The sequence below is a fragment of the Pseudomonas sp. GW823-FHT06B06 genome (assembly GCF_058795195.1).
Genome location: NZ_JBXAHO010000004.1, coordinates 175083 through 188948 on the forward strand (window position 1 = coordinate 175083; position 13866 = coordinate 188948).

At 59.0% G+C, this 13866-nt stretch carries 15 protein-coding genes; 7 read left to right on the top strand and 8 right to left on the bottom strand.

Going from position 1 to position 13866, the window contains the following annotated elements:
- Positions 1–97: 97 nt before the first annotated feature.
- Entirely contained in the window at positions 98–862 is a 765-nt protein-coding gene (locus tag AC1Q8Q_RS05225; RefSeq protein ID WP_020796787.1) for an SDR family NAD(P)-dependent oxidoreductase, read from the bottom strand.
- Positions 863–1107: 245 nt separating this feature from the next.
- Between AC1Q8Q_RS05225 and AC1Q8Q_RS05230 the strand changes: the two genes are divergently transcribed.
- Complete coding sequence (locus AC1Q8Q_RS05230; RefSeq protein ID WP_492614882.1) at positions 1108–1977, top strand: helix-turn-helix domain-containing protein; 870 nt, start codon at positions 1108–1110, stop codon at positions 1975–1977.
- 20 nt (positions 1978–1997) lie between these two features.
- Here the strand turns inward: AC1Q8Q_RS05230 and AC1Q8Q_RS05235 are convergent, their stop codons facing one another.
- A complete protein-coding gene (locus tag AC1Q8Q_RS05235; protein ID WP_033043076.1) occupies positions 1998–2906 on the bottom strand; it encodes a LysR family transcriptional regulator in 909 nt (302 codons plus the stop codon).
- Positions 2907–3050: 144 nt separating this feature from the next.
- On the opposite strand from AC1Q8Q_RS05235, the gene AC1Q8Q_RS05240 reads away from it, so the two are divergent.
- From AC1Q8Q_RS05240 to AC1Q8Q_RS05250, 3 genes are all read left to right on the top strand, one after another.
- The gene (locus tag AC1Q8Q_RS05240; RefSeq protein WP_020796784.1) at positions 3051–3611 is read left to right on the top strand and encodes an NADPH-dependent FMN reductase; all 561 of its coding nucleotides are present in this window, start codon (positions 3051–3053) and stop codon (positions 3609–3611) included.
- Positions 3612–3741: 130 nt separating this feature from the next.
- Positions 3742–4479 (top strand): SDR family oxidoreductase, encoded by a 738-nt coding sequence (locus tag AC1Q8Q_RS05245; protein WP_454866232.1) that lies wholly within the window; start codon positions 3742–3744, stop codon positions 4477–4479.
- A gap of 174 nt (positions 4480–4653) precedes the next feature.
- A complete protein-coding gene (locus AC1Q8Q_RS05250) occupies positions 4654–5481 on the top strand; it encodes an alpha/beta fold hydrolase (RefSeq protein ID WP_492614878.1) in 828 nt (275 codons plus the stop codon).
- Here the strand turns inward: AC1Q8Q_RS05250 and AC1Q8Q_RS05255 are convergent.
- The gene (locus AC1Q8Q_RS05255) at positions 5478–6569 is read right to left on the bottom strand and encodes a DUF3616 domain-containing protein (protein WP_168759221.1); all 1092 of its coding nucleotides are present in this window, start codon (positions 6567–6569) and stop codon (positions 5478–5480) included. The two genes, AC1Q8Q_RS05250 and AC1Q8Q_RS05255, sit on opposite strands and share 4 nt — an antisense overlap.
- A 352-nt stretch (positions 6570–6921) precedes the next feature.
- Between AC1Q8Q_RS05255 and AC1Q8Q_RS05260 the strand changes: the two genes are divergently transcribed.
- Entirely contained in the window at positions 6922–7602 is a 681-nt protein-coding gene (locus AC1Q8Q_RS05260; protein WP_083349627.1) for a polysaccharide lyase family 7 protein, read from the top strand.
- Between the two features lie 140 nt (positions 7603–7742).
- On the opposite strand, the gene AC1Q8Q_RS05265 is transcribed toward AC1Q8Q_RS05260, so the two are convergent.
- The 5 genes from AC1Q8Q_RS05265 to bamJ all read right to left on the bottom strand — a co-directional run bounded on the left by AC1Q8Q_RS05265 (position 7743) and on the right by bamJ (position 10452).
- A complete protein-coding gene (locus tag AC1Q8Q_RS05265) occupies positions 7743–8150 on the bottom strand; it encodes an SEL1-like repeat protein (protein WP_083349628.1) in 408 nt (135 codons plus the stop codon).
- Positions 8151–8522, bottom strand: coding sequence for a hypothetical protein (locus tag AC1Q8Q_RS05270; RefSeq protein ID WP_020796778.1), 372 nt, complete (start codon positions 8520–8522; stop codon positions 8151–8153).
- A complete protein-coding gene (locus AC1Q8Q_RS05275; RefSeq protein WP_033043089.1) occupies positions 8519–8860 on the bottom strand; it encodes a helix-turn-helix domain-containing protein in 342 nt (113 codons plus the stop codon). The genes AC1Q8Q_RS05270 and AC1Q8Q_RS05275 overlap by 4 nt, the downstream gene beginning before the upstream one ends.
- Positions 8861–8974: 114 nt before the next feature.
- Positions 8975–9430: a YkvA family protein gene (locus AC1Q8Q_RS05280; RefSeq protein ID WP_492614879.1), complete on the bottom strand. Its 456-nt coding sequence runs from the start codon at positions 9428–9430 to the stop codon at positions 8975–8977.
- Between the two features lie 308 nt (positions 9431–9738).
- Positions 9739–10452, bottom strand: coding sequence for a BamJ family beta-barrel-assembly machinery protein (gene bamJ / locus AC1Q8Q_RS05285; RefSeq protein WP_020796775.1), 714 nt, complete (start codon positions 10450–10452; stop codon positions 9739–9741).
- A 255-nt stretch (positions 10453–10707) separates the two neighbouring features.
- Here bamJ and AC1Q8Q_RS05290 point away from each other — a divergent pair, with 255 nt between their 5' ends.
- Together AC1Q8Q_RS05290 and AC1Q8Q_RS05295 are read left to right on the top strand one after the other, a co-directional pair.
- Positions 10708–12516, top strand: a complete 1809-nt coding sequence (locus tag AC1Q8Q_RS05290; protein WP_492614880.1) for a di-heme-cytochrome C peroxidase — start codon at positions 10708–10710, stop codon at positions 12514–12516.
- The gene (locus tag AC1Q8Q_RS05295; RefSeq protein ID WP_033043082.1) at positions 12513–13646 is read left to right on the top strand and encodes a catalase family protein; all 1134 of its coding nucleotides are present in this window, start codon (positions 12513–12515) and stop codon (positions 13644–13646) included. Before AC1Q8Q_RS05290 ends, AC1Q8Q_RS05295 begins: the two co-directional genes overlap by 4 nt.
- Positions 13647–13866 lie beyond the last annotated feature (220 nt).

Sequence of the window (13866 nt, forward strand, 5' to 3'; positions counted from 1 at the left end):
CCTGACCACGAGTTCAGCGGATTTACCAGCATGCTTGGTCACCATGACCTGCGCAGGCTGCTCATTGCTTCAGTGCTCAGACTGCCAGGTCACCCGATCAACCAGCGGTGACAGTCATGCCACCGTCGGCCATGACCACGGAACCGACGATGAAGCTCGCGCGGTCCGAGGCGAGAAATGCCACCACTTCGGCGATTTCCTCAGGCTGCGCGGCACGGCCAATGGGAGCGGCTTCGCCATGCCGGGCCAGGAAGCCGGGACCGTCGTCAACCACGTCGTTGAGGATGTTGGTCACCACGTCGCCGACGCCGATGGCATTGACTCGAATGCCATGCTCGATTACCTCGAGCGCCAGCGTGCGGGTCAACTGGGCCAGTGCGCCTTTTGATGCGGTGTAAGCGGCAATGGTTGGGAATGCGAAATAGGCTGCGTAAGAGGCAATGTTGACTATCGCTCCCGATTTATTGGGCATCATCGCCTTGACCGCTTCGCGGCAATGCAGGAAGGCCGCGGTTGCGTTGACCGCCTGGATGCGCTCCCAGTCTTCGCGGGTCATGTCGATGACCAACTTGTTGATGATGATCCCGGCGTTGTTGACCAGAATGTCCAGCCGACCGAACGTCTCGACGGCCAATCCGACTGCGCGCTCGGCGACGCCGTCTTCGGTGATATCGGCCACCAGTGGCACTAACCCGGGGCGGGCGAGTTCTTCGACGCTGGGATTGCGGTCTTCAGCGATGACCTTGGCGCCGCGCGCATGCAGCAACAGTGCGATAGCCTTGCCGATGCCACTGGCAGCGCCGGTGACCAGCGCGACTTTGCCTTCGACTTCGTTGGGGATGCTGTGGTTGATCTCAGTCATGGTGCTCTCCTGCATTGCAAGCCACCGAGATATTCAGCGGCTCAGCGCCCGTGAGGCGCTGTCGTTATCGACGGCTTCACTGTCTCGCAATGGGCTGGATTGAGCTTTCGCAGGCTTGCCGAAGCTGTCGGAGTTTTGCGCTAACGTTAATACCGCCCCCAGCTTTTTCGATGGAGCCGCCAGTGCATCCGCACGACTATGAAGACCTGACGCCGCTCGATGCACAGCGCATCACGGCCGAATCGATGCCACGCCATCTGCCGGGAACACCGCAGGTGGTGCCGCGGCTCCCGCAGATGTCGGATGTGGTGGTGCAGTTGTTCAGCCATCAGAGCACCGTCGAGCCGATCCTGGTGCCTGCCGTGGTGGAGCCTCTGCTGGTATTGGTCCTGGCTGGAACGGCCAGGGTCGAAGAACGCTCCCTCGGTGGCACATGGACAGCCGTCCAGGTGCAGGCTGGCGACTTCTTTCTCACCAATACAAGCGAGCCTTACGAGATGCGCTGGCAGACAATCGGGGGTGACACCTTCGAAGTGATGCATCTCTACCTCGGCCTTCCACTGATCGACCAGGCTGCCCGTGATCTTCTGGGCGAGCACACTGCTTCGGTGACTTTCCTCGATGTCTCCGGTGCCCGGGATGAGCGCGTGAATTTCATGCTTGATCAGTTGCGCCTGGAGTTGATCGAGGAACCTGAGCCCAGCCTGTTGTTCGTACACAGCCTGGCTCAGGCGCTGACCGTTCACCTGATACGCCGTTATCTCGATCTGCACAGCGCTCCCCGACGCAGTAATGCACTACAGGCTTACAAGTTGCGACGCGTCATCGATGCGATGAACGAGCATCTGGCCGATGAATTCCGCCTTGCGCACTTGGCTGATATCGCCGAACTGAGCGAGTATCACTTCAGTCGGATGTTCAAACGCGCCACCGGGCTGGCGCCATCGCAGTACTTCATCCGTCTGCGCATGAGTCGCGCCCGCCATCTGCTGCTTGAGACCGATCGCAGCATTATTGATGTTGGATTGGAAGTGGGTTATTCCAGCCCCAGCCATTTCTCCCAGGTTTTTCGTCGTGAGGTGGGTGTCACGCCCAGCGCTTTCCGCCAAGCGTGACATGCCCTACAAGTTCGCGATTAGTGGATCGTGAGGTTTGCCGCCAGAAAATCCATGAAGACTCTGACGCGTGTGGGCAACTTTCCTCCCTGCCCTACGTAAACCGCATGCACTTCAGTTTTCGCAATGGGCATGAAGTCCTGTAATACCGGGAGAAGCCGGCCATCCGCAAGATCGTGCTCGACCTGGCAAAATCCTACGCGCGCAAGGCCGAGCCCGAGGATTGCAAGTTCCCGTACTCCATTGCCGTCACTGACCCGTGCATTGCCGGTCACGGATACCGGAACAGGTAGGCCGTCATCGCCCATGAAGTTCCACTCCATCATGGGTTGGCCAAAAGTGAACCCCAGACAGTTGTGGTCTACGAGATCGGCCGGAGTTTTTGGTAGGCCGCGTGCTGCCAGATAGTCCGGTGATGCCACGATGAGAGTTCGCGTCTCGCCCAAGCGCCTGGCCACCAGATTGGAGCTTTTGAGCGGGCCGCTGCGGATGGCCACGTCAGCGCGTGCGCTGATCAGGTCGACGACTTCGTCGCTGAGGAAAACCTCCACTGATACCCCTGGGTGGTCTCGCAAGAAAGTCTTCAACAGGGGCAGCAGGTACAAACGCCCGATGTCGACATTGCAGTTGACCCGCACTGTTCCCTGAGGTGCGCTGCTTGCCGCCGCCTCCTGCTCCGCCTCATCGAGCGCGGCCAGGATAGTCAGGCTGCGCTCATAGAACGCGGCCCCTTCAGGGGTGAGCAACTGCCGTCTTGTCGAGCGATTGAGCAGACGCGTCCCCAAGCGGTTTTCCAGCCTTGAAACCAGCTTACTGACCGCTGATGGGGTCATCGCACAGTGCCTGGCGGCAGCCGTGTAGCCGCCATCTTCAACGACCCTGACGAACACGTTCATTTCGGCGAAGCAGTTTATGTCCAACCGTCTCATATGAATTCACGTCACAAGTTGTATGCCCCAGAACCGGCTATATCTGCCGCGCTCCCGCTCATACTCTAATCCAGAGCCTGAAAGGCGCAGGTGAAATTCAGCAAATGACGTGCCACCACTTGGATACCAAGTCTGGAGGATGAGATGAATAACGAGATGAAACTGGTCCTGATTCACAGTGGTGAAGATGAAGAAGGACTACAGCCTGCGCTGGTGAACTGGGTTGCCGATGTTCTAGCGCAACGTGCTGAGTTCGAACCCTGGTGGGTAGAACCCGCCCACCTCATGGCCAGGTCTGACAATGCAGTCGTTCAGGAAAGTCTTCGTCATTTGGCCGACGCTGATGCGTTCCTGATCATTACATCGGAACACCGCAATGTGCATCACTGCGAGCTGAAAGCATTCATTGAACGGGTTTCGGATCGTTGGCACGCAAGGCCGGTGGCATTCATCGGCTACGGCGCAGCGTCGGGTGGACTGTGTGCGATTGATCAGCTTCGCCAGATACTGGCCGGACAGCACGCGGTACCCATCTGCAATTTCGTGTCCTTCCCTGATCCTTGGGCGCTAATCGATGGGGATGGAGTGTTACGTCAGCCTGATCAAGCCAGGCTTCCAATGGCTCGAATGCTGGTACAGCTGAACTGGTGGGCGAGAGCCCTGAAGGCTGCGCGGCAACAGATGCCCTATGCACTGGTGAGCTGAACCTTAGTGCAAAAGCTTCACCGCAGAAATAGGCAAAAGGTACGCAGTATTTGACTAACGGAAACGTGTTGTCCGTCCCTAACCTTGTTTCCAGACCCGCTTCCTGGGCGAACAGAAGAGGAAACCGATCATGTTGAACATCAAGGACAAAGTCATCGCAATTACCGGTGCAAGCAGCGGTATCGGAGAGGCTACCGCGCGACTGCTGGCTAGCCAAGGCGCGAAAGTAGTACTCGGCGCGCGTCGTACCGACCGACTTGAAAAGATTGCTGGCGATATCAACGCCTGCGGCGGCAGGGCTGAATTCCGTGCCCTGGACGTCACAGACAGAAAGGATGTCCAGGACTTCATTGACTTCGCCGTTACCTGTTTCGATCGGGTCGATGTGCTGGTCAATAACGCGGGTGTGATGCCTCTTTCCAAACTCGAGGCACTCAAGGTGGATGAGTGGGACCGTATGATTGACGTGAATATTCGCGGAGTGCTGCACGGTATCGCTGCCACGCTACCGCTGATGCAGCGCCAACGGACGGGGCAGATCATCAATATTGCCTCTATTGGTGCCTACGCAGTGAGCCCGACCGCGGCCGTTTATTGCGCCACCAAGTACGCCGTCCGGGCCATTTCCGAAGGTTTGCGACAAGAGGTGGGCGGCAATATTCGGGTTACCGTCATCGCCCCAGGCGTCACTGAATCAGAGCTGGCCGAGAGCATCTCTGATGAGGGGGGGCGCGCGGAGATGAAAGAGTTTCGCAAAATCGCGATTTCGGCCGACGCCATCGCGAGAGCAATTACCTATGCCATTGAACAACCTGCGGACGTGGATGTAAGCGAGCTGATCGTTCGGCCGACGGCGAGCCCATTCTGACGAGGCAGGCAATTGCCAGGTGGCCAGCGTATTGACCACGGCCTCGCAGAACGAGGTCGTTCAACCGATTGAATTCATCAGGGTTGATGTTGAAATGGTTTCCTCGGCTAATCGGCCAGGGATCATCTGCACCCCAGACGCTGTCTTAACAGCGGGCAGGCCCAAGGGGAAACCATGACCACGCAAAAAATCACCATCAAAGACCTGCAGTTGAACGTTTCCATCCGCGGCCAAGGCTCACCGCTGCTCTTGCTCAACGGCCTGGGCGGTTTGATCCGTACTTTCGACCCCTTGCGCGATGAACTGGCGGACTACAGGACCATTACGCTGGACGTGCCCGGGGTCGGCAAATCGCAAATGCCGCGCTGGCCCATGCGTCTGCCGCGCCATGCCGACCTGATCGCCGAGCTGCTCAAGCAATTGGGCATCGACCAGGTCGATGTGTTCGGCGTAAGTTGGGGCGGTGCATTGGCGCAGGAATTCGCCCTGCGTTACCCGGGCATGGTGCGCCGGCTGATCCTGGCGGCAACATCAGCTGGCCCGGCAATGCTGGTGAAGCCCGCCGACATCCTGGACTTTTTTGCCAGCAGCAAAAGCCCCAGGCAACACACGCAAAAAGGCTCGCGCAATTCACTGCATACACTGCTGCGCTTCGGTGTGATGAAGGGCATGCTCACGGCCAACCCGCGAACCTATTACCACCAGCTCACCGCCCTGGTCGGCTGGACCAGCCTGTTGCGGCTGTTCCGTCTGCGACAGCGCACGCTGATTCTCACCGGCGAACGCGACACCCTGGTGCGGCTGTACAACGCGCACATCCTGCGCCGCACCATTCGCCGAGCCGAACTGCGCACCCTGCAGGGCGAGGGGCATTTTTTCGTGGTGACCAGCGCCAGGCGAACCGCCGAAGCGATACGCGAATTCCTCTGCCAGCAGCACGACGATGAAGAGCCGGTGCCAATGATGGGTGACGCCCGCGTTGACGTCGATGTACTTGGCTAATCCAGGATGAACAGGTCCCCTTCCACATCCGTATCGCCGTGTTTACGACTCTGCGCCGCAGAGTCGTAGACGATCATCAGAACCTCCCCAGGCTGCCCGCCCGATTCAAACAGACACATGCCTTCAGCGTGATCGTTGCCTTGCCCGAAAGGCACCTCCAGCACCTTCTCCAATTGATCGGCGAAAACCACGTTTTGCTCGTCAGACGCGAAACCGCCGCCCCAGCGCAAGACCGTTACCGGACCGTCCAGCTCCATCGTGGGGCCCGCCAGGATCAGCAGATCGTCACCGCGGGTGCACAGGTCACGCAAGCCCAGGCCATTGAGCGCGAAGAAGTGCTTGCGGTAGCGGCACCCATCCGGACCGATCTTCTTTAGCACCAGGGTGTCAGACGAAGCGTCGTTCAGCTCGGGTTCGATCTCCAACAACACGGCCCAGCCGCGTAGCACCGGCCCACGCAGCCCCAGCAGGAGACGCGAGCCGATCATCACCATCCCTTCGATATCGAAGCCGTTGTCCTTACCCGGGATACGCAGGAAGTCGCGTAGCTGAGGATCTTCAGCAATAGCCGCGGTCAGGTCGTTACCGACTTCGTTGCCCCGCAGCTGCGCCGCTGTACGTCCATCGGCATCCACTTTCCTGGCGAGTACATAGCTGTCGTTCTGCTGCACGACAGGGATGCGGGCCAGCAGAAAACGATTGCCATGCGCCTCTACCGTCGACAGGCGCTTGATATTCTTCTGTGCAGAAGTGCCGGCCTTGCACTTCTTGCGCTTCAGGCTATGAGAGCCCACCACCCAGAGGTAACCACTGTCAGGAACATAGGCCAAGCCCTCGATATCGATCTCGGCGTCTTGTTTCGGTAGGGGCAGATCCAGATAGTCCAGGAGCGGAAACGAATGGTGCTCGTCGCACCTTACAACACCGTCGGGCGCAGCATCCTGGATTTTCAGGCGTTCCAGGCTCGTGGTTTCGTCGTTCGCAACCCAGAGTGTGTCGTCAATCTGCTGAACGACAGAAAGGCCATCGCGCAACGACGCAAGCTCCGGATCAAAGCTCAACAGCGCAAAATTGCTTCGGCGGCTCATGAGCGGTCTCCTGTCTTTATGGCGCGGCGGCCGGTTATTTAGAACCGGATTCTGCGCGTGTTCTTCATCCAGTGCATGCACTCGTCCCTTCCGACCTGAACGCTGGTGTTGGCCAGGGTCCCTTCTCCGCAGCGACTGCGCACCGCGGATTAGTTCCATCCAAAACAAAAATAGCCGACGAACGGTAAAACCCGTAGGCACAAAGCCTGCACCAAACACCTTGACGAGCATTTGACGTCAATCTACCGCCATACGGATTTTCCTAATCAGCAGGCCCAATTGATACAGCTCAATAGCGTCGGTTCGAGTGCAACTGTGGCCGCAACATTCCCCCGCATACAGGATTATTGACATGATCGATCTCGCCACCTGGAATTTAAGCATCCCTGAAGGCAGCCCACCGGCCACAATAGAAACACCTCGATTGGCGCAAGGCTTCAAGGACCAGTATTTCAGCTCCGAAGCCGCTACGCTTTCCTTCTGGGCACCTGTGACCGGTTCCAGGACGGCCAACGCTATTTATCCGCGCAGCGAGTTGCGGGAAACCTATAGTGATGGAACGCTGCGCAACTGGCAGTACTCAGCGGCGGATAACATCCTGCGGGCGAGCCTGACAGTCAATCAGGTCCCCAGCACCGGCAAGATCGTGATTGGACAGATTCACAACAAGGACAGCAACAAACCCATGGTGAAGCTGGAATACCAATACAAAACGTCGGCTTCGACGGGGAACATTGTCGCCAAGGTACGCATGCACCCCGACGATGAAGAGGGCCGGGTCATTAACATTGCGACGGGTGTGCCACTCGACCGCGACTTTTCCTACCAGATCCACCTCAGCCCGAAGGGCGCACTGGGCATCAGCGCAGCAGGAAACAACTGGAGAACCACCATCGACCCGAGCTGGAAGACTAAACCACTCTATTTCAAAGCAGGGGCGTATGTGCAGGACAACACCGGCTATCCCACCGAGGGCGCAAGAGTGACGTTCAGGATGCTGGAGATCCAACACAATATTAAGTCGCCTCTCTAGGTCACTATCGTTGGCATGCCGATCCGAAGGGTGAAGACTCAAGTGGACTTCCCCGTCGATCGGCTACCAAGTGATCGCTGTCTGAAACTCAACAACGCGGGCGGCAGGTGCCCTTGTTTGCTTATCGAAGAATAAACGAATTACTGCGAAGACCCGCCAGCCGCCAACTCTTTGAGTTTGATCTCGGCCAATGGATGTCCGGCCTTGGCCGCCATTGCCCAGAACCGCGCCGCTTCCGCCGGATCCGGCGCCTTGCTCGGGCTGCCAGCCAGACTGATCACACCCACTTGGTAGGCGGCCTTGCCATCACCGGCCAGTGCGGCCATGCGCAACAGCCGAATACCCTCTTCCCGCGCGCCCAGGCCGACGCCACGAAAGGTCAGGATGTGCCCGTAGAAACTCTGCGCGCCGACATCGCCCAGGTTGGCCATGCGTGAGAATTGACCCTCCATCCAGCGCCAGCCGCGAGGCTGGCGCACGAACCATGGCCAGTGAAACAACCGGCGGGCCAGCCAGTAGCCGGCCCGCGCCTTGAGCTTCAGGAACACTCAGGCTTCCGCCGATTCGGGGTACTCGTATTCGAATACGCGAACCACTTCCGAGGCATGCCATGAGGCAGCGGCGACGCCGTCGGACGGGCCGGTGAAGCGCCCCAAGCGCTCGACGCATTCGAAGAACCCGGTACGCGGTAAGCGACTGGCACCCTGACTGATCACCAGGGAACTGCGCAGCGGCTGTTCGGCCTTGGCATCCAATGCGGCCAGATGTTCAAGTGCGGCGGTCAGGGTTTGCATGGCGGGCGTAGGAAGCTGCAATCGCTCCAGCAATGCCCGGTAGGTCAGGAGGTGACGCTGTCGGCGCGCCTGATCCAGCTCGCCCAGCAATCCATCCCAGTGTTGACGACTGATGCGTACGCTCACGATTCATCCCTCCACCCTGGCACCGTCAATTCCCAGGCCAGGCTGCGGCGAATCGCGGCGTCGGGCAGACGCTCGCCACTTTCGATCATGGCCAGGTAAGACGGGCTGATGCCTACCGTGCGGGCGAGCGCCTCGATGGCGATGCCCTTCCCTTCGCGCAAACTGCGTAATTGATCCAGACCCGGAAGAATGGTGTCTGGCGTTGTCGCGAGCGGCGTCGGGGCCGCACGTGACGGTGCTTCGTTGATGCCTGCTGCTTTCAGTAGAGCCTGATACTGAGCCCACGGCAGAACCGCGTATTCGGGCTCGCCTTCGCGTGTAATTATCTGAATATCCATGATTACCCCGTAGGACAACAACACTTAGCGAGTCGGCACTTTTCCCTAGAAGTGTAATCCTAACAGCGGCCAAGGTCGCGGGGGCTATCTATATGAAGCACAGACGGGATCGAATCAGGTTTTTTTCGGTTTCTGCAGCTTGAGTTGTTCAGGGGTGTCGGGCAATCGCTCGACCACCGCGAGCTTTTCCGGGACTTGGCGTTTGCGCCAGGCGCGGAAGGCGTTGAGTTCATCGTCGAGAACTTTCATCAGCCAGGCCAACACGGCGATGTCATCGATCATGCCGAACAGCGGTAGAAAATCCGGAATGGCATCGACCGGACTGAGGAAATACATCAGGCCGGCGACCACCGATATCAGCGCCTTGGGACTGATGGCCCGGTATTCGCCACGCCAGTACGCCAGGCACAACGCCTGTAACAGGCGCAAATCCTCCTTGAGCTTGCCCAACCGGTTACCCTGGCTGGCACTTTTGCTGGCCACCGCAAACAGTAAGGTCGGCAAGCGCCCACGGGCGAGCAGGCGTCCGGCCAAGGGCAGGAAACGAGCAAAATTCCAGGGTGCTTTCATGATGCCTCCGGCAGAAATGTTATCCACACAAATTGTGGATAACCTTGTGAACAGAGCCACTTTTCATGGCTGAAAGGCCCGCTGCATAAGGGCTGCACTTAGATCGGGCGTTTTTTACCCATCTAAAAAAACCTAATATTTCATTGACTTGGAGGTCTGCCGAAGGTTAGGCACGGCCCCCACACTGACTATGACTTCAGTGTACGGCAACTGTTCGCTTTGTTTACCTGTGTACAGGTTCGTGCAATCAACGCCAGATGCAACAACGCCCCGCATGAGCGAGGCGTTGTCGTTAAAGCAGACGCGAATTACTTGGCAGCGTCTTCTTTTGCTGGATCCTTGATTCCCAGCAGTTCCAGGTCGAACACCAGCACCGAGTTGGCCGGGATCGCCGGGCTTGGGCTTTGCGCGCCGTAAGCCAGTTCGCTAGGAATATACAGCTTGTACTTCTCGCCTACGTGCATCAGTTGCAGGCCTTCGACCCAACCCGGGATCACACCGCTGACCGGTAGATCAATCGGGCTGCCGCGCTCGACGGAGCTGTCGAAAACGGTGCCATTGGTCAGCTTGCCGGTGTAGTGGACGGTCACTACGTCAGTCGGCTTTGGCTGGGCGCCATCGGCTTTCTTTTCCACTTCATATTGCAGGCCCGAAGCGGTAGTCACGACGCCAGCTTTCTTGGCGTTTTCTTCGAGGAATTTCTTGCCGGCAGCTGCCGACTCTTCACTCATCTTGGCCATACGCTCTTCAGCACGCTTTTGCAGCGCGGCGAAGGCTTCTACCAATTCTTCATCCTTGAGTTTCTGTTCTTTCTTGCCGACCGCATCTTCGATGCCCTGGGCAACGGCTTTGGAGTCCAGATCATCCATGCCTTCCTGAGCCAGGCTCTTGCCCATGTTCAGGCCAATTCCGTAGGAAGCTTTTTGCGCCGGGGTTTTCAGCTCTACGCTGGTTTGCGAATCGCAACCCGCAAGTACCAGGCTAACCAGGGCCACCGCCGCCGCCAACCGATGCTGTTTCATGCTATTTCCTTGTTCATGCGCCTAAAGGGCAATCGAGTAAAGTCGCGAGCTTATCAGGCGGCCACGACCAATGGCTACCGGCATGAGAGCCACAAACTGGCGATAAGTTCAGGTGTTTAAACGCATTTCACCATGCTGATGATGAAACTTCCGTCATCTTGCACTCAGGGAGGCTGAACATCTGGCGTAATGGCCCCTTGCCGCATCCCTGGCCCTAAGGCATAACGGTAGCAATAATAGACAAGGATGGTCCACGTGCGCCTTTTGCTCCGCTTACTGGCTCTTTTTGTTGCTTTGGTGGTCCTCGCCCTGGCCGTGGTCCTGTACTACGTCGCCAACCCGAAACTGCCGCGCCACGCGGCCGCGCAACAGGTGCATTACCTGGAGCAATGGAACGCCGAAGACCGCCAGCGTTACTATTTCACGCCCCAGGGCACTCAGGTCAAGGGCTTGCACTACGACTGGTTCACCGCCCTGGAACTGCCCTTTTCGCAACAACGATTCGCCGCGCCGGACTACCTCGCGCGTTTCGGTTTCCTGATCGACCCCGAGCAGAAACCCACGCCGAACAACCCCGGCAACCTGCCCGTGGGCTTCGCACGGCATCAGAATCCCGGCAGCGCGGATACATTTCTGGATATTACCTGCGCCGCCTGTCACACCGGTGAACTGCGCTTGAACGGGCAAGCCGTGCGCATTGACGGCGGCTCTGCGCAGCATGTGTTGCCCTCCAGCGTACCCACCTTGCAGGGTGGCAGCTTTGGCCAGGCGCTGGTCGCGAGCCTGGCTTCCACTTACTACAACCCCTGGAAGTTCGAACGTTTCGCCCGCAACGTCCTTGGACCGGACTACGAGGCCGGGCACCAGGCACTGCGCGAGGCATTCAAGGGTTCCCTGGATACTTTCCTGAAGGTGGCCTGGAACGATACTCACCGCGGGCTCTACCCCACCGAAGAAGGTCCCGGGCGTACCGACGCGTTCGGGCGCATTGCCAACGCCAGCTTCGGCGACGCAATTTCCCCCGCCAATTACCGCGTGGCCAATGCCCCCGTCGACTACCCACAGTTGTGGGACATGTGGACCTTCGACTGGGTGCAGTGGAATGGCTCGGCGCAGCAGCCCATGGCGCGCAATATCGGTGAAGCCCTGGGAGTAGGCGCTACGCTGAGCTTTTTCGATGCCGAAGGGCAGCCCCTCAAGGACGACAATCGATACCCGTCCAGCGTCCGGGTGCGGGATCTGCACCTGATCGAACAAACCTTGCAACGACTCAAGCCGCCGGCCTGGCCGGAAGAATGGTTGGGCGCGGTGGACAAGCCGCTGGCCGCCAAAGGTCGCGCGTTGTTCGCAGAGAACTGCGCCAGTTGCCACGTACCGCGCGTCAGCATCAGCGAAGGGCGCCCGGTGCAACAGTTGAAAATGCTGCCCGTGGAGGTAATCGGCACCGACCCGGGCGCCGCCAACAATATCGCCGATCACCGCTTCGACCTGACGGCCTTGCAGTGGGACCCGGCCGAGTTGGCGCGCCTGGACGTACAACTGCATCCAGCCCCCACCGAACCTCTGGACCTGAGCCAGCTGTCGGTGGCCAAGGGGCTGGCGTATGTCACGGCATTCGTCGGCAACCGCGCCTATCGCGAGGCCGCCGTCACGCCGGCCGAGCGCGCGGACATGGATGGCTTCGGCCTGCCGATCGGCGTCCAGGAACTGCGCGCCTACAAGGCCCGGCCCCTGCCGGGTGTATGGGCGACGCCGCCGTTCCTGCACAACGGTTCGGTGCCGAGCATTTATCAATTGCTTTCGCCCCAGGACGAACGCGCCACCACCTTCTACAAAGGCACCTTCGAGTACGACCCGCGGCATTTGGGCTATCGCACCGAAGCCTTTAGCAATGGCTTTGTGTTCGACACGCGCATAACCGGCAATCACAACAGCGGGCACGAGTTCCGCGCCGGCAAGCGTGGCAACGGCGTGATCGGACGCTTGCTGCAACCCGAAGAGCGCTGGGCGTTGTTGGAGTATTTGAAAGTGCTGGGCGGCCCTCTGGAGGCGCAACTGCCATGAAACGACTCTGGATGCGCCTGGGCGCCTTTCTCGGCAAGGCCCTGCTCTGTTTGCTGGTCCTGGGGTTACTCGGCTGGGCATTGGCCACGGCATGGTTCGCCTGGCAGCACCGTGGACCGGTATCTACGCAAGAGCTGATCCCCAACGGTGAAGCCGCAATGACCCAGGACATCATCCAGACGGCGGTGCGTATCGTCGACCAGCACCGTGAAAGCACACGCTACCTGCGCGATGCCCACGCCAAGGCTCACGGCTGCTTTAAGGCCGAAGTGCAGGTGTTATCGGAACTGGCGGCAGAACTGCGTCAGGGTGTGTTCAGCGAGCCAGGCAAAACCTGGCAGGCGACCCTGCGCCTGTCCAACGGCAACGCCTACCCTCAATTCGACAGCATCCGCGATGCCCGGGGCATGGCGATCAAGCTGCACGATGTGCCCGGCAAACAGCTGCTTGACGATCAACCGGGTCGAGGTGAACAGGACTTCGTGATGTTCAGCCATCCGAACTTCTTTGTCAGCGATGTCGCCGAGTATCGTCAGAATGTGGCTGCCCAGGCGGATGGCAAAAAATTGCTGGCGTTCTTTCCGGGCTGGGACCCGCGCACCTGGCAGGTCCGCCATCTGATTATCGCCCTGGCGACACTCTCCCCCGCCCCGGAAAGCCCGACGCGCACCACTTACTTTTCGGTTTCGCCCTACAAGTTCGGTGAGGCCAATGCCAAGTTTCGGGTCGTGCCGGATCCTGGTAGCTGCCCGGCCTACACCTTGCCCGCGCAGAACCGTGAGTTACCGAATTTTCTGCGAAATGCGCTGTACCAGCAGTTATCGACCGATCGGATGCCCGCGTGTTTTGTCTTGCAGATACAGCGGCAGGACCCCGGCAAGTACATGCCGATCGAGGACACCAGTATTGAATGGCAAGAGAACGATGCGCCCTTCGAGACGGTGGCGCGGATCACCCTGCCCGCCCAGGATTTCGACACCCCGGCACTGAACCTGCAATGCGATAACCAGTCGTTCAACCCTTGGTTCGGGCTTGAGGCACACCGCCCCATCGGCGGGATCAACCGACTGCGCAAAGCCGTTTACGAAGCTGTGAGCGATTACCGTCATGCTCGTAATCAAGCTATGTAGGAGTAGGAGCGAGCACGCTCGCGAAAAACTGGAGGGCACCACGGGGTGTCAGGTATCCCGCGTCATCGTTGACGTCCATCGCGAGCATGCTCGCTCCTACAGTGAAGGAAAAGCCAAATGCCAGACAGCAAAAAGCCCGCATTAAGCGGGCTTTCTGTGGTGACCTGGCGTTCAGTGTTCCAGGTTACCGAATATGGCGCAGCGGACGGGATCATAACTC